This is a genomic window from Mesobacterium hydrothermale, assembly GCF_035818635.1.
Classification (GTDB): Bacteria; Pseudomonadota; Alphaproteobacteria; order Rhodobacterales; family Rhodobacteraceae; genus Mesobacterium_A; species Mesobacterium_A hydrothermale.
This window is the reverse complement of sequence record NZ_JAYLLH010000027.1, coordinates 1-14480: the sequence shown is the minus strand read 5'-3', so window position 1 is coordinate 14480 and position 14480 is coordinate 1. Positions and strand designations below refer to the sequence as shown.

Here is a 14480-nt window from a genome sequence, read left to right as displayed (position 1 = left end):
GCCCCGGGCCTGTCCGGGGTCATTGGCGCTCGAGCCAGTCCTTGTCTTGCTGAACCCGCAGCGCCGCGCGGGCATGCGACAGCGCATAGTTGCGGGCGTCGTCTGCCGCACGAGACAGGTCGTCCCAGCCGCCGTGCGCCAGCGCCGTCAGGGCCGACAGAAGGTTGTCCACGACTTCGCGCTGGTTGGCGCCGCAGCGGATCATCGCGAAATAGCCGTCTTCGATCAGCGACCGCGCTTGCAGCGGCGGCACGGTCACGCGGTCGAACAGCGGGGCGTTGTCCTTGGGGCCCCCGGCTTCCAACAGCAGCGCGGTCATGCGGTGGATCACGTCGATGGCCGTGCCAGGGTCGTTTACGCCGGACGATAGCGCGCGGGTGCCGATTTCGTTCAGCACAAGCAAGCCAAAGCGGGCGTCCTGTTCCATCGACCGTGTCTTGCCCAGCGTGAAACAGGCGCAGATCGCCTGGGTGTCGACAGCGTCGGTGTCGGTCAGGCCCAGCACCGCCCCGGGCATCACATAGTCGCCGGGGGTCTGGCGCAGGTGAAACCGGGCATCGTGCGCTTCCATCAGCGCCTGAAGCCGCTTGATATCGATGAACTGGACATAGCCGGCGCGAATGGTCTTCACCGGCTTGGCGGTTTCAGGGATGCGGCTTTGCGCGACGCCACCCAGACAGGGCTGGGCAATCACCGCCGTCAGGGGCGCGCGGGCGGCTTCTTCGGCCATGTGCAGGGTGTGATCCATGCTGCCCAGGCGGCTGAGGTGGTCGATCCAGCGCAGGATTGCCACGATGATCCCGGCGATGGCAAAGACCGTCAGCGCGAAGACCACGACAGAGGCGGCACTGCCATAGTAGCCGGCCCGGAACATCACGATGGCCGAAAGCGCAAACAGGAAGGCGCCGGTGAAGGTGGCCAGCACGTTCTGCGTGGTCGGATCGGCAATCAGGATGCGATACGCCCGCGGCGTCGCTTGTGACGACGCGGCGCGAAACGCCTGCACCATGACGCCAAGCGAAAACGTCGTCACCGCCAGCATCGACGACGCCAGGATCGTCAGGATCGGCAGCACCGCTTGCTGGTTGAACCGGTCGCGCAGCGTTTTGGGAATGACCGGTTCCAGGACCGGTGCAAGAACCACTGCCAGCAGCGCCAGTACAGCCAGCAGAAGCACCCTCACTGCCAGCGTATGCCACAGCCGCAGGACCAGCATGAGGGACTTGGACAGCATCAGACGAACACCTTGCTGCCCATGCGCGCCAGCCCGGCATCGACCACTGCGCGTTCGGCATCCGACAGACGTTGCGCGCGGGGATAGCGTGGTGTGGCCCGGTCATCCAGGATCGGCGCTTCCCACCCGGTTGTGGTGTCAAAGAAATGTTCGGCCCCCGCTGCACCGTATTCCTTCAGGTAGCCCTGAACCACCACGTCGACATAGCTGAGCAGGACAGGGTGATGCTCGTCGGGCATATTCAGCCGGTCGGGCGCGATGGCATAGATGGCGATGTCCAGGTCCGGCCCGGCATCGTGCACGACACTGTGCGCGGCGGGCAGGCGGTCATAGGCGTGTTCGCGTTGGTCCAGTGCGTCCCAGTCTTCGTGCGGGACCCCGGCCATGAGCCCGTCAATGGCGCAAGCGGGGTCGCGAATCACCGTCAGGAACGACACGTCACGCAGATCGGTAAAGCGCCAGGCCCGCCGCCAGCCATGGCACCGGGCCTTGTGCGCGGGGTCAAAGGCGTGGGTTCCGCGGTTCACAAGCGACCCGTACCCGAAAAAATAAGCATGCTGCATGTTCTGGACCATTCAGGTTTGACTTACATCAATGATATATATTTATCGGCGGCGTATCTAAACTGCGGAGCAAAAGAAAAGAGGGTGTTACCGTGCGGGTCACGAAACGAACGAACATTGCCATTCGCGTCCTGATGTTCTGTGCGGCGAACAAAGGTCATCTGGTGACCAAATCCCAGATTGCCCGGACCTGCAACGCATCGGAAAACCATCTGGCGCAGATCATCAACCAGCTTGCGCAACTGGGTTACCTGCATACGCAGCGCGGCCGTAACGGTGGGCTGGAACTGTCCCGCCCGGCCGACCAGATCCAGATCGGTGAGGTTTTCCGCTTGCTCGAAGCGCCGGTGCCGATCGCCGAGTGCTTTGCCGATGTCGACAACACCTGCCCGCTGAAAGACGCCTGTCGCCTGCGTACCGCGCTGACCGACGCGGCGAATGCGTTCTACGAAACGCTGGATCCGATCACGCTGGACGCGCTGGTCTGCGAAAACGGCCCGCTTCTGGACATCCTGGAAACCCCGGTGAAATGCAGCGGCCGGTCCAACAGGGCGCTTGCCTAAGCGCCCGACATCCACTATCCAAAGCGCCATCCGCGATGGGAGAACCGGGTCATTCCGGTGCCGAAGGAGCAACCGCCCCGGAAACTCTCAGGCCAAAGGACCGTCGCGGGAAAAGAACTCTGGAGAGTGATGCATTTGCTGCATCCGCCGAAGGGATAACGATCTCAGGCGTCAGGACAGAGGGGGCATTCGTGGCGCAAGCTTGCGCCTGGGATGCCGCGGTCCTGCAAAAGACAGGCCCCGGTTTTGGGAAAACGGGGGCGGCATGTCCGAACTGAAACGTACAGCACTTTATGACCTGCACATCGGCCTTGGTGCCCGCATGGTGCCGTTCGCCGGTTACGAAATGCCGGTGCAATACCCGCTTGGCGTGTTGAAGGAACACCTGCACACCCGCGACAGGGCGGGCCTGTTCGATGTCAGTCACATGGGGCAGGTCATCCTGCGCGGCGAGAACCTGGCGCAGGCGCTGGAAACACTGGTGCCCGTAGATGCGGTCGGGCTGGCCGAGGGGCGGCAGCGCTATGGTTTCTTCACCAACGAGTCCGGCGGGATCGAGGATGACCTGATGTTCGCCAACCGCGGTGATCACCTGTTCGTCGTGGTCAACGCCGCGTGCAAGGATACCGATCTGGCCCGGATGAAAGCGGCGTTTGAACCGCAGGGCATCACGGTCGAGATGCTGGACACCCGCGCGCTGCTGGCGCTGCAAGGCCCCAAGGCCGAGGACGTGCTGGCAACGCTGAACCCCGCCGTGCGCGACATGCGGTTCATGGATGTGGCGACGGTCGATCTGAACGGGGTGGACTGCTGGGTATCGCGGTCGGGCTATACCGGCGAGGATGGCTATGAAATCTCGGTGCCCGACGGGGCCGCGGTCGCGCTGGCTCAGGTGTTGCTGGACCATGAAGACGTGGAACCGATCGGCCTTGGCGCGCGCGATTCTCTGCGGTTGGAAGCCGGTCTTTGCCTTTATGGCCACGACATCGACACCACGACCAGCCCGGTCGAAGGCGCGCTGACCTGGGCCATTCAGAAGGTTCGCCGCACCGGTGGCGCCCGGGAAGGCGACTTTCCCGGCGCGTCCCGCATCCTTTCGGAACTGGCAGACGGTGCTGCGCGCAAGCGTGTCGGCCTGCGTCCCGAAGGCCGCGCTCCGATGCGCGAGGGCACGCCGCTGTTCGCCGCCGCCGAAGGTGGCGACGCGGTCGGCACCGTGACCTCTGGCGGCTTTGGTCCGACAGTCGGCGCACCGGTTGCGATGGGATATGTGGCGACGGCGCAGTCCGCGCCTGATACGGTTCTTTTCGGCGAAGTTCGGGGCAAACGGTTGCCGGTCCGCGTGGCGGCACTGCCCTTCGTTCCCGCCGGCTTCAAACGATAATCCAGCAGGAGAGCTAAAAATGAAATTCACCGAAGAACATGAATGGCTGCGCGTCGAAGGTGACGTGGTGGTGGTCGGCATCACCGCCCACGCCGCTGAACAACTGGGCGACGTGGTGTTCGTGGAACTGCCCGATGCCGGCACCACCGTCAGCAAGGATGACGAGGTCGTGGTGATCGAATCGGTCAAAGCCGCGTCTGACATCCTTGCTCCGCTGGACGGAGAGATCGTCGAAGTGAACGAAGCCATCGTCGACGATCCCGGCAAGGTCAACGAAGACCCCGAAGGCGAAGCCTGGTTCTTCAAGATGAAGATCGAGGACATGTCGGCCATGGACGAGCTGATGGACGAAGCCGCCTACAAGGACTTCATCGGCTGATATGGGCATCCGGCGTATCGTTCCCAACCTGCCCGCCCGCGATCCGCAGGCGCTTGCCGCGTTCTATTGCCAGATCTTCGGTATTGAAACGGTGATGGACGGCGGGTTTATCGTGACGCTGGCCGGATCGACCCAGACCACGCAGCTGAATCTTGCGGCAGAAGGCGGCGCAGGCACCGACATCCCCGCCATCTCGGTCGAGGTTGACGACCTTGACGAGGCGCACGCCCGGGCGCTGCTGATCGGGGCCGACATCGTCTATGGGCCCGTCGAAGAAATCTGGGGGGTGCGCCGGTTCTACCTGCGCGACCCCGAAGGCAACCTGATCAATATCCTGACCCATAGCGGAGCCTGACGAATGGCATATACTCCGACCGACTACCTTCCATACGACTTTGCCAACCGCCGCCACATCGGCCCGTCGCCTGCCGAAATGGACCAGATGTTCAAGGTGCTGGGCGTGTCGGGGCTGGACGAACTGATTGACCAGACCGTGCCGAAGTCCATTCGCCAGGCCGAGCCGCTGAAGATGGGCAAGGCCATGTCGGAAAGCGAACTGCTGTATTTCATGCGCAAGACCGCGCAGAAGAACAAGGTCATGACCTCGCTCATCGGGATGGGCTATCACGGCACGGTCACACCGCCGGCAATCCAGCGCAACATCCTGGAAAACCCGGCGTGGTACACAGCCTATACGCCCTACCAGCCGGAAATCAGCCAGGGTCGGCTCGAGGCGCTGCTGAACTTCCAGACGATGATTTCCGACCTGACCGGGCTCGAGATCGCCAATGCCTCGCTGCTGGATGAATCCACCGCCTGCGCCGAGGCGATGACCATGGCGCAGCGTGTGGCCAAGTCGAAGGCCAAGGCGTTCTTCGTCGATGAGAATTGCCACCCGCAGAACATCGCCGTGATGAAGACCCGTGCCGCGCCGCTGGGGATCGAGGTGATTGTCGGCAGCCCAGACGATCTGCAAGCCGACGCCGTGTTTGGCGCGATCTTCCAGTATCCCGGCACCCATGGCCATGTGCGCGATTTCACCGAGGTGATCGCCGCGCTGCACGCCGCCAAGGCCATCGCGATTGTCAGCGCCGATCCCATGGCGCTGTGTCTGCTGAAGGAACCGGGCGCGATGGGGGCCGATATCGCCGTGGGATCCACCCAGCGCTTCGGCGTTCCGGTCGGCAACGGCGGCCCGCACGCCGCCTACATGGCGACCAAGGACGACTACAAGCGTGCCATGCCGGGCCGGATCGTGGGCATTTCCATCGACAGCCACGGCAACCGCGCCTACCGCCTGTCGCTGCAAACCCGCGAACAGCACATTCGCCGCGAAAAGGCCACGTCGAACGTCTGCACCGCGCAGGCGCTGCTGGCGGTCATGGCGTCGTTCTATGCCGTTTTCCACGGCCCCAAGGGCCTGCGTGCCATTGCACAGCGCATCCACCGCAAGACCGCGCGTCTGGCCAAGGGGCTGGAAGCGGCGGGCTTCAAGGTCGAGCCGAAGGACTTCTTCGACACGATCACCGTCGATGTCGGCCTGTTGCAGCGGGGCGTGCTGCAAGCCGCCGTTCAGCAGGGCATCAACCTGCGCCGCGTCGGCAAGACCAAGGTCGGCATCACGCTGGACGAACGCACCCGTCCCGAAACCATCGAGTCGGTCTGGCGCGCCTTTGGCCTGCTGCGCAAGGATGACGATTTCACCCCGGAATATCGCCTGCCAGAGGCGTTGATCCGCACCTCGGACTATCTGCAGCACGACGTGTTCCACATGAACCGGGCCGAAACCGAGATGATGCGCTACATGCGTCGTCTGGCCGACCGCGACCTTGCGCTGGACCGCGCGATGATCCCGTTGGGGTCCTGCACGATGAAGCTGAATTCGGCGGCAGAGATGATGCCGATCAGCTGGCCGGAATTCGCCAACCTGCACCCCTATGCCCCGGCCGATCAGGCCAATGGCTATGCCGAGCTGATCGCCGACCTGTCGGCCAAGCTGTGCCAGATCACCGGCTACGACGATTTCTCGATGCAGCCGAATTCGGGCGCGCAGGGGGAATATGCCGGTCTGCTGACCATCGCGGATTACCACAAGGCGCGCGGCGAAGGGCACCGCAACGTCTGCCTGATCCCGGTCAACGCCCACGGCACCAACCCGGCGTCGGCCCAGATGGTCGGCTGGAAAGTCGTGGCGGTGAAATGCGATGACAACGGCTCGATCGACGTCGAGGATTTCCGTGCCAAGGCCGAGAAGCATTCCGCAGACCTGGCGGGCTGCATGATCACCTATCCCTCGACCCATGGGGTTTTCGAAGAGACCGTGATCGAGGTCTGCAAGATCACCCATGAGCACGGCGGGCAGGTCTATATCGACGGGGCCAACATGAACGCCATGGTCGGCCTGTCGCGTCCCGGCGATCTGGGCGGCGATGTCAGCCACCTGAACCTGCACAAGACCTTTGCCATCCCGCATGGCGGGGGCGGCCCCGGCATGGGGCCCATCGGGGTCAAGGCGCACCTTGTGCCGCACCTGCCGGAAAAATCCGGCGCGGTCAGCGCGGCGCCGTTCGGTTCGGCATCGATCCTGCCGATTTCCTGGGCCTATATTCTGATGATGGGGGGCGAGGGGCTGACACAGGCGACACGCGTTGCCATCCTGAACGCCAACTACATCGCCAAGCGGTTGGAGGGTGCGTATGACGTGCTTTACAAAGGTCAGAACGGCCGCGTGGCGCATGAATGCATCATCGACACTCGCCCCTATGCCGACAGTGCGGGCGTCACCGTGGATGACATCGCGAAACGCCTGATCGACTGCGGTTTCCACGCGCCCACGATGAGCTGGCCAGTGGCCGGCACGCTGATGATCGAACCGACCGAGTCGGAGACCAAGGCCGAACTGGACCGGTTCTGCGACGCGATGCTGGCCATCCGCGAAGAAATCCGCGCCATCGAAGAGGGCCGGATGGATGCGGAAAACAACCCGCTGAAGAATGCGCCGCACACGATGGAAGACCTCGTGAAAGACTGGGATCGGCCCTACAGCCGTGAACAGGGGTGTTTCCCGCCCGGGGCGTTCCGGGTCGACAAGTATTGGCCGCCGGTCAACCGGGTCGACAACGCCTATGGCGACCGCCACCTGGTCTGCACCTGCCCGCCGATGAGCGATTACGCCGAGGCGGCGGAATAAACGGAAACGGGCGCCCGATCGGGCGCCCGTTTTCATTGCAGCCAGGTGACGGCCGCGTCACCTGGCTGTTGTCATTCTTCCAGCAGGAACGCGTAGATCTCGGCCAGCTTGTCCCACAGGTCCTTGTTCGCGGCACACAGCAGGTACTGCGACCGCTTCGCATCGGCGCGATAGGCCGACCCGTCCAGCAAGGCGACATGGCCGCCCGCCTGTTGCACCGCCAGCGCGCCTGCGGCGTGATCCCAGGGCGTCAGACCGGCGGACAGGATGAAATCCACATGCCCCTGCGCCATCATGCGGAATTCGTGGCACGCGCAGCGCAGCGTGTTGACCCGCGCAAAAAGCGGCAGGGTCGCCGCCTGTGCCGCCTTTTTTGCCTCAGGTAAATGGTGCAGCCCGACGAAACCGGTCAGATCCTTGATCTCTCCACCGTCCGAAACGCTCAGATGTTGCGCCGCGCGGCGCGGGCGGATCAGCTGCGCAGTTCCGCCTTCTTCGGCAATGATCACGTCATCCATGATCGGATCGTAGAGCAGCCCGAACACCGGCGTGCCGAAGCGGGTCATCGACAGGATGACCCCGAACAGCGGCATGCCATGGGCAAAGTTCCACGTCCCGTCGACCGGGTCGATGGTAAAGGCCATCTCGGCATCGGCGATCTTGTTCACGATTTCGGGGTTTTCGGCCACGTCTTCCTCGCCCACGATCAGGGCGTTCGGAAACAGCCCCAGCAACCCGCGCGCGATCATCCGTTCCGAGGCCCGGTCGGCTTCTGTCACCACGTCCTGCGGGCCGGTCTTCTGGTCGATGTCGTGCTTTGACAGGGTTTGGAACCGCGGCAGGATTTCTGCCTTGGCGGTGCGGCGGATCAGGTTGACGATGCTGGTGCGCTGGGCGCGGGTCAGCGGCGCGGGGATTGGCATGGGCAGGTGGTCTGTCATCAATGGCTCCGGGGAGAAACGGGTACGCCCGATGTGCCAGCCCAGCGCCACGGGTGCAAGGTGGCGAATTGTGCCGAGCCTATTCCCGCGCGCGCAAAACCCGGGCGGGACGTGCCGCCAACGGGGACCAGGCAAAGCCAAGCCCGGCCAGCAGCGTGGCCACCACGCCGCCGATCACGATCCCGAATGCCGATGACCACATGACCGCGAAATCCGTTTCCATGACGAAATGGCTGACGGCCCAGCCGCCCAGGATACCGGCACCGATCGCCACCGTTCCCGCACCAGCGCCCAAGAGCCCGGCCCGCAGGGCAAAGCTGCGCAGAATGCGCGCTCGGCTGGCACCCAGCGTCTTCAGCACCGCGGCCTCGTAGGTGCGGGCCTGTTCGCCCGCCGCCGCCGCCCCGATCAGCACCAGGAACCCGGTCAACAGGGTTGCCGCCGCGCCCCAGCGGGTGGCGCTGGCGATGCCTTCCAGCAGTTCGCTGACCCGGTCGATGGCGTCGCGCACCCGGATCGCCGTGATGTTGGGATAGGCATTGGCCAGCTCGCGCAGGATGCGCGCCTCGGCCTCGGGTGCGGCATAGACCGTGGCGATGAACGTATGCGGCGCGGCCTGCAAGGCGGCGGGGTTCATCGTCATGACGAAACCGATCCCGGCGGTCGAGAAATCGACCTCGCGGAAGCTGGTGATGGTCGCGGTAATGTCACGGCCCAGGATGTTGACGGTGACGGTATCGCCCAGTTTCAGGCCGATTTCCTCGGCCTCTTCGGCGGCGAAGCTGACCTGCGGCGGACCGGCGTAATTTTCGGGCCACCATTCCCCGGCGACAACGGTCGTCCGCCCATCCGGCTTGGCCGAATAGGTGATCCCCCGATCCCCGCGCACCACCCAGTGGCCGCCCGCCACCTCGGTCGCGGGGCGGCCGTTGATCTGGGTGACCACACCACGCAACATCGGCGCGTGGTCGACCTTGCTGACCTCGGGGTCGTCGTTCAGCCGTGACAGGAACCCGTCGATCTGGTCCTTCTGGATGTCGACGAAGAAATAGCTTGGCGCGACTTCGGGCAGGTCGCGGGAAATCGCGCTGCGCAGGTTGCCGTCGATCTGGCCGACGGCGGCCAGCACCGACAGGCCCAGCCCCAGCGACAGAACCACCGATACAGCGGCTTCGCGTGGTCCGCCGATCGCCCCCAGCGCCCAGCGCAGCACCGGGCGGCCCCGGGCCAGCCGGGCGCTGTGGCGCGCGGCAAGGCGGATCAGCACCGCGGCCAGCATCAGCAACACCAGCGCCCCAAGAATACCGCCGGCAATACCCAGCGTCAGCCGCGTATTGCCCGAAAACAGAACCGCCGTACCCACCAGCGCCGCCAGCAGGACAAGCGTCATCCCGACGTACCGCCACGCAGGCAACAGCCGTGCGCTGTCCAGCGCATCGCGGAACAGGGTCGCGGCGCGCACGTCCTCGGTCCGTGCCAGCGGCCAGAGCGTGAACAGCAGCGCGGTCAGGATACCGTAAACCGCCGCCTCGAACAGCGGCTTGGGATAAAGCGCAAAGACCGCGGGCACCGGCAGCGAGGCAGAGATCAGCGCCGAAAACGCGATTGGCACCAGTGCACCCAGGGCAAGACCGATGGCGATCCCCAGAAGGCTGAGCGCGCCCACTTGCAGGAAATAGGTCTGGAAGATCGTCGCGCGGCTGGCCCCCAGCGTGCGCAGCGTCGCGATGACGGATGTCTTTTGCGCCAGATAGGCGCGCACGGCTGCGGACACGCCGACACCGCCGACAGCCAACCCCGACAGGCCAACAAGCACCAGGAACGCGCCCAGCCGGTCAACGAACCGGGAGATTCCCGGCGCTCCGTTCCGGGAATCGCGCCAGCGCAGGCCCGTGTCGCGGAACCGGTCCTCTGCCGTGTCTTTCAGCGCGTCCAGATCGGTGCCGGGGGGCAGGGTCAGCCGGTACTTGGTTTCAAACAGCGTGCCCGGTTGCAGCAGGCCCGACCCGTCCAGCGCCGCGGTCCGCAGCAAGGTGCGCGGCCCAAGGCCAAAGCCGTCGCCCGCGCCGTCGGGTTCCACTGTCAGGATCGCGGACAGGGTATAGGCCTTGGTGCCAAGCCGGAACGTGTCGCCGGGTTTCAGCCCCAGCCGGTCGGCCAGCGCCGGGGCCATGACCGCGCTGTCACCGGCCAGCGCCTGTTCCAGCGGCATTTCGGGCGACAGGGTCACCGTGCCAGTCAGCGGATAGGCATCGTCGACCGACTTGATCTGCGTCAGTGCGCGCTCGGTCTGTCCATCGCGCTCGATCACGGCCATGGACCGGAAATCGGTGATTTCCGAGACCTTGTCGGCGACCGAAGCCAGCCACGCCTTTTCGGCCTCGTTGGCAAAGCGATAGGTGAACCGCGCCTCGGCCTCGCCGCCCAGAAGGATCGCGCCCTGACCTTCCAGTCCGGCTTCGATCGCGGATCGAACCGAGCCGACCCCGGCAATCGCCGCCACCCCCAGCGCCAGGCAGGCCAGAAAAATGCGGAAACCGCGCAAACCGCCGCGCAGTTCGCGGCGGGCAAAGCGGGACGCGGTGCGCAGGCTCATTCCGCGGCCTGTGCGTCTTTGGCGACCTGCCCGTCGGTCAGGCGCACGATCCTGTCGCAGCGCGCGGCCAGCGTGTTGGAATGGGTCACCAGAACCAGCGTCGCCCCATGCCGGTCGCGCAGGCCAAACAAAAGGTCCATGATCGCGGTGCCATTGGCGCCGTCCAGGTTGCCCGTCGGTTCATCCGCCAGCAGGATCTGCGGCCTTGGGGCCGACGCCCGTGCCAGCGCAACGCGCTGTTGTTCGCCGCCCGACATTTGCGCCGGGTAATGATCGGCGCGGTGGCCAAGCCCTACCGCCTCCAGTTCTGCCTGGGCGCGGTCGAAGGCATCCTTGACCCCGGCCAGTTCCAGCGGCGTGGCGACGTTTTCCAGCGCGGTCATCGTCGGAATCAGGTGAAAGGATTGGAACACAACCCCCATGTGATCGCGCCGGAATCGTGCCAGCGCGTCCTCGTTCATCGCGGTCAGGTCCTGGCCCAGCGCCTGCACACTGCCCGATGTCGCCCGTTCCAGCCCGCCCATGATCATCAGCAGAGAGGATTTGCCGGACCCCGACGGCCCGATCAGGCCCAAAGTCTCGCCCCTGTTCACATCCAGAGTTATACCGTGCAGGATTCCCACCATGCCGGCATTGCCGCGCAGGCTCAAAGTGACATCTTTGAGGGACAGAACAGGATCGGGCATCGGAAAGGGAACCTCATGGTTTGGTGTGACACATATGGGCGTCTGGCGGGGATCAGCAAGGCGATGGTTGTATTTCTTGCCTTTTCCAGCGCGGCACAGGCGGATCGGGTCGATATCCTGGCACTGGGCGACAGCCTGACGGCGGGCTACGGCCTGATGGACCACGAAGGCTTTGTCCCGCAATTGCGCGACTGGCTGGGGGCGCGGGGGCACGATGTCAGGATCGTGAACGCCGGTGTGTCGGGCGACACAACGGCAGGGGGGCTGTCACGCGTGGAGTGGTCGCTTTCGCCGGAAATCGACGCGATGATCGTCACCCTCGGCGGCAATGACATGCTGCGTGGCCTGGCGCCCGAACTGGCGCGCGCCAATATAGACGGGATTCTGAAGGTGGCGCAGGAGCGCGACCTGCAAGTTCTGCTGGTGGGCATGGTCGCGCCGTCGAATTATGGCCCCGACTACAAGGCGGCCTTCGATGCGCTTTATCCCGAACTGGCGCAGACCTATGGCACCGTGTTCTTTCCGTCCTTTTTCCAGGGTCTGACCGAAAACGGCGAAATGCCCGGGGATGTGACCGACTTCATGCAGGACGACGGGATTCACCCCAATCAGCGCGGCGTGGCGCGGATCGTCGACGCCATTGGCCCATCGGTCGAAGAGCTGATCGCGCGGGTCGAAGCGGCGCAGGGCAGTTGAGCCGGAAAATTGAAACGCGGCCCGGAGACCGAACCGCGCTTCACGAGTGATGCGAACAAACGCCCCGGACCGGTCCGGGGTTTGGTATGGGTCAGGCTGTCAGGGCCAGATCCCCGTCGGAATAGTCGGTCTGGCCGCGGGTGGCCTGCATGATCGCGGCCAGCGCGCCAAAGCTGATGCTGAAGATCGCGTAGACCGCGCAGGCAGAGGTCAGCGACATGTCCAGGGCGGCCCAGCCATACACTGCTGCAAAGACCCCAAGGAAGCTTCCGAAGTTTGTGGCAATTGCGGTCATGTCTGGTCTCCTGTTGCTTGGGCAACGATGTCACCCTTGCCTTAATGCCAAGTTAAGCGCCCCGAATCGGGCGCGATTAAGGCACTTCCGGGGCCATGTTCTGCCCGCTATGCCAAGCGCGCGTCACATGCGCGGCGATGATGCGCCGCGCCATCGCTTACAGAACGGTTACGCGGGTTCCGATCGGCACGCGGCTGTACAGGTCCTGCACATGTTCGTTGATCATGCGGATACAACCGTTCGAAACGGACCGCCCGATCGAACTGGGCTGGGTTGTCCCGTGGATTCGAAAGAACGTGTCACGCCCGTTCTGGAACAGGTACAGCGCGCGCGACCCCAGCGGGTTGCCCGGACCGCCCGGCTGGACATAATCGTTGTCCTTGAACTTGCCATAGGTCTTGGGATCGCGTTCGATCATCTCTTGCGTCGGGCGCCAGGTCGGCCATTCCTTCTTGACCTGGATCACCGCCTCGCCCGTGAATTCCAGCCCGGCCTTGCCCACGCCAACGCCATAGCGCAGCGCCTGTCCAGGGGCGGTTACGAAATACAGGAAATGCGCCCGGGGCAGGATCAGGATCTGGCCAGGTTCGATTGTCGGGTCCATCCGCACCTGCTGCGGCTTGAACACCGGGTTCAGTTCGAACGCGCTGGCCAGCGACGGAACCGCCGCTGCAGCCAGGGACGCGGCAATCAAAGAGCGTCGTGAAATCATCGTTTCCTCATTCGGCGTAATCTGTAGGCATCCTTCAGATTGACCATGATCGGGCAAAAGGCAATGCTCAAGCCCTGTCCGTACCGGGTTCGTGACACCCGCGCGACAGGTCTGCCGGTTCGGTCTGTTCTGGCCAGCCGCCTGATCAGGCAAGCCTGCAAAGGGGCCTGTCGGCACGCCGGTTCTTGTGGCCGCGGGGCAGGACTCCGGGTACGCTCATGACAGATCCAAGGACAAGGGCCAGCAGATGCTGCGAATTTTCACAGTTTTGGGGCTGATGCTGGGGGCTGCGGCGGCGCAGGCCGATCAGATCATTGGCAGCTATCATGCCTATATCGGTGAAGATGACCTCTACAACTCCAAGGGTGCGCGCCTGTCCGCGCCATGGCAGGTGCTGCGGCAGGACCGTGCCAACTTTCACAAGTTCGGCATCTTTCAGCCAGGTGACGAATGGGATCCGTTCTTTGACGACATCGGCGACCGGGGCCGAATGGAGCAATGGATCATGAATGGCTGGATCGACCCGGCCGCCGCAGACATCCTGATGCGCGGAGGCGCGTCGGTGCTGGTGGAGATCTATGGTCGCGGCAGCACCGGCACCTCGATCCGGGTGACGGTGGCGCGCTAACACCCTTTGCCGGACAGCAGGTACCACAGGTAGGCGGGTATTTCGCGCAGGCCCGCCTTGATCTGGGCGCGCGGTTTGCTGCCGCGCAGGGGCGGGCTGCTGCTGCGCGCGTCCAGCCCCAGCCGCCGCGCCACCAGCCGTGCCCGCGGCGCGTGGTAATGATCGGTGACGATGATCACCTGCCGGGTTTCCAGCAAGGGCAGGGCAAGGCGCAGGTTCTCCTCGGTGGTGGCAGAGCGGTCCTCCAGCCGGATCGCCGCCGGATCGACCCCTTCGGCGATGCACAGGTCGCGGATCACCTCGGCCTCTGACGGCGGATGCTGACCAAGCCCGCCACAAGCAATGATCGTGCCCACCTTGCCCCGGTGCCACAGCCGGGCCGCATGCAGCGCCCGCCGCCGCAGCGTTGGCGATGGCTGACCGCCGGGCCAGACGGCGGCACCCAGTACGATGGCGGTGGGCAAGGTCATGTCCGCACGCTATCGCGGGGAACTAGCTGCGGCAATCACATCGCGCGTTCCCACGCGCCCGCGCGGCTGCTAGTGGATTGAATCCAACATTTGGAACCCTCGATTTCTTGCGGCGATGATGTCGTTGGGGTCTGCCCGCCAAA

The 14480-nt window shown here is 64.5% G+C and carries 15 protein-coding genes and 1 riboswitch; of the genes, 7 read left to right on the top strand and 8 right to left on the bottom strand.

The genetic code is table 11. The features are described from left to right. Positions 1-19 precede the first annotated feature (19 nt). The gene (locus tag VK792_RS15585) at positions 20-1234 is read right to left on the bottom strand and encodes a DUF2254 domain-containing protein (RefSeq protein ID WP_326298693.1); all 1215 of its coding nucleotides are present in this window, start codon (positions 1232-1234) and stop codon (positions 20-22) included. Continuing rightward, complete coding sequence (locus VK792_RS15580; RefSeq protein ID WP_326298691.1) at positions 1234-1797, bottom strand: gamma-glutamylcyclotransferase family protein; 564 nt, start codon at positions 1795-1797, stop codon at positions 1234-1236. Before VK792_RS15580 ends, VK792_RS15585 begins: the two co-directional genes overlap by 1 nt. A 92-nt stretch (positions 1798-1889) precedes the next feature. Between VK792_RS15580 and VK792_RS15575 the strand changes: the two genes are divergently transcribed. The 5 genes from VK792_RS15575 (at position 1890) to gcvP (ending at position 7313) form a co-directional block, all read left to right on the top strand. Next, on the top strand, positions 1890-2360 hold the full coding sequence (locus tag VK792_RS15575; RefSeq protein WP_326298689.1) for an RrF2 family transcriptional regulator: 471 nt from the start codon (positions 1890-1892) through the stop codon (positions 2358-2360). A gap of 26 nt (positions 2361-2386) precedes the next feature. After that, a riboswitch (glycine riboswitch) is annotated at positions 2387-2473 on the top strand. Between the two features lie 152 nt (positions 2474-2625). Continuing rightward, positions 2626-3744 carry a glycine cleavage system aminomethyltransferase GcvT gene (gene gcvT / locus VK792_RS15570; RefSeq protein WP_326298687.1) on the top strand — a complete coding sequence of 373 codons (1119 nt, stop codon included), beginning with the start codon at positions 2626-2628 and terminating at the stop codon, positions 3742-3744. A gap of 19 nt (positions 3745-3763) precedes the next feature. Then, positions 3764-4123: a glycine cleavage system protein GcvH gene (gcvH, locus tag VK792_RS15565; RefSeq protein WP_326298685.1), complete on the top strand. Its 360-nt coding sequence runs from the start codon at positions 3764-3766 to the stop codon at positions 4121-4123. A 1-nt stretch (position 4124) separates the two neighbouring features. Next, positions 4125-4478, top strand: a complete 354-nt coding sequence (locus tag VK792_RS15560) for a VOC family protein (RefSeq protein ID WP_326298683.1) — start codon at positions 4125-4127, stop codon at positions 4476-4478. 3 nt (positions 4479-4481) lie between these two features. Further along, entirely contained in the window at positions 4482-7313 is a 2832-nt protein-coding gene (gene gcvP / locus VK792_RS15555; protein WP_326298681.1) for an aminomethyl-transferring glycine dehydrogenase, read from the top strand. Between the two features lie 71 nt (positions 7314-7384). On the opposite strand, the gene VK792_RS15550 is transcribed toward gcvP, so the two are convergent. The 3 genes from VK792_RS15550 to VK792_RS15540 all read right to left on the bottom strand — a co-directional run bounded on the left by VK792_RS15550 (position 7385) and on the right by VK792_RS15540 (position 11536). Continuing rightward, positions 7385-8254, bottom strand: a complete 870-nt coding sequence (locus tag VK792_RS15550) for an inositol monophosphatase family protein (protein ID WP_326298679.1) — start codon at positions 8252-8254, stop codon at positions 7385-7387. A 79-nt stretch (positions 8255-8333) separates the two neighbouring features. Beyond that, the gene (locus VK792_RS15545) at positions 8334-10850 is read right to left on the bottom strand and encodes an ABC transporter permease (protein ID WP_326298677.1); all 2517 of its coding nucleotides are present in this window, start codon (positions 10848-10850) and stop codon (positions 8334-8336) included. Beyond that, the gene (locus VK792_RS15540) at positions 10847-11536 is read right to left on the bottom strand and encodes an ABC transporter ATP-binding protein (RefSeq protein WP_326298675.1); all 690 of its coding nucleotides are present in this window, start codon (positions 11534-11536) and stop codon (positions 10847-10849) included. The genes VK792_RS15545 and VK792_RS15540 overlap by 4 nt, the downstream gene beginning before the upstream one ends. A gap of 15 nt (positions 11537-11551) precedes the next feature. Between VK792_RS15540 and VK792_RS15535 the strand changes: the two genes are divergently transcribed. Beyond that, entirely contained in the window at positions 11552-12232 is a 681-nt protein-coding gene (locus VK792_RS15535) for an arylesterase (RefSeq protein WP_326298673.1), read from the top strand. Positions 12233-12323: 91 nt separating this feature from the next. Here the strand turns inward: VK792_RS15535 and VK792_RS15530 are convergent, their stop codons facing one another. Further along, positions 12324-12527, bottom strand: coding sequence for a hypothetical protein (locus tag VK792_RS15530; RefSeq protein ID WP_326298672.1), 204 nt, complete (start codon positions 12525-12527; stop codon positions 12324-12326). A gap of 157 nt (positions 12528-12684) precedes the next feature. Then, positions 12685-13239, bottom strand: a complete 555-nt coding sequence (locus VK792_RS15525; protein ID WP_326298670.1) for a L,D-transpeptidase — start codon at positions 13237-13239, stop codon at positions 12685-12687. Positions 13240-13486: 247 nt separating this feature from the next. On the opposite strand from VK792_RS15525, the gene VK792_RS15520 reads away from it, so the two are divergent. Next, complete coding sequence (locus VK792_RS15520; protein ID WP_326298668.1) at positions 13487-13867, top strand: hypothetical protein; 381 nt, start codon at positions 13487-13489, stop codon at positions 13865-13867. Here the strand turns inward: VK792_RS15520 and VK792_RS15515 are convergent. Continuing rightward, positions 13864-14337 carry a YdcF family protein gene (locus tag VK792_RS15515; protein ID WP_326298666.1) on the bottom strand — a complete coding sequence of 158 codons (474 nt, stop codon included), beginning with the start codon at positions 14335-14337 and terminating at the stop codon, positions 13864-13866. The genes VK792_RS15520 and VK792_RS15515 overlap by 4 nt on opposite strands. Positions 14338-14480: the final 143 nt, after the last annotated feature.

Excerpts from the sequence above, each read along its gene's own strand:
- VK792_RS15550 (WP_326298679.1), bottom strand. The coding sequence starts at position 8,254 with ATGACAGACCACCTGCCCATGCCAATCCCCGCGCCGCTGACCCGCGCC.
- VK792_RS15545 (WP_326298677.1), bottom strand. The coding sequence starts at position 10,850 with ATGAGCCTGCGCACCGCGTCCCGCTTTGCCCGCCGCGAACTGCGCGGC.
- VK792_RS15585 (WP_326298693.1), bottom strand. The coding sequence starts at position 1,234 with ATGCTGTCCAAGTCCCTCATGCTGGTCCTGCGGCTGTGGCATACGCTG.
- VK792_RS15515 (WP_326298666.1), bottom strand. The coding sequence starts at position 14,337 with ATGACCTTGCCCACCGCCATCGTACTGGGTGCCGCCGTCTGGCCCGGC.
- VK792_RS15540 (WP_326298675.1), bottom strand. The coding sequence starts at position 11,536 with ATGCCCGATCCTGTTCTGTCCCTCAAAGATGTCACTTTGAGCCTGCGC.
- VK792_RS15580 (WP_326298691.1), bottom strand. The coding sequence starts at position 1,797 with ATGCAGCATGCTTATTTTTTCGGGTACGGGTCGCTTGTGAACCGCGGA.
- gcvP (WP_326298681.1), top strand. The coding sequence starts at position 4,482 with ATGGCATATACTCCGACCGACTACCTTCCATACGACTTTGCCAACCGC.
- VK792_RS15560 (WP_326298683.1), top strand. The coding sequence starts at position 4,125 with ATGGGCATCCGGCGTATCGTTCCCAACCTGCCCGCCCGCGATCCGCAG.
- gcvT (WP_326298687.1), top strand. The coding sequence starts at position 2,626 with ATGTCCGAACTGAAACGTACAGCACTTTATGACCTGCACATCGGCCTT.
- gcvH (WP_326298685.1), top strand. The coding sequence starts at position 3,764 with ATGAAATTCACCGAAGAACATGAATGGCTGCGCGTCGAAGGTGACGTG.
- VK792_RS15535 (WP_326298673.1), top strand. The coding sequence starts at position 11,552 with ATGGTTTGGTGTGACACATATGGGCGTCTGGCGGGGATCAGCAAGGCG.
- VK792_RS15530 (WP_326298672.1), bottom strand. The coding sequence starts at position 12,527 with ATGACCGCAATTGCCACAAACTTCGGAAGCTTCCTTGGGGTCTTTGCA.
- VK792_RS15525 (WP_326298670.1), bottom strand. The coding sequence starts at position 13,239 with ATGATTTCACGACGCTCTTTGATTGCCGCGTCCCTGGCTGCAGCGGCG.
- VK792_RS15520 (WP_326298668.1), top strand. The coding sequence starts at position 13,487 with ATGCTGCGAATTTTCACAGTTTTGGGGCTGATGCTGGGGGCTGCGGCG.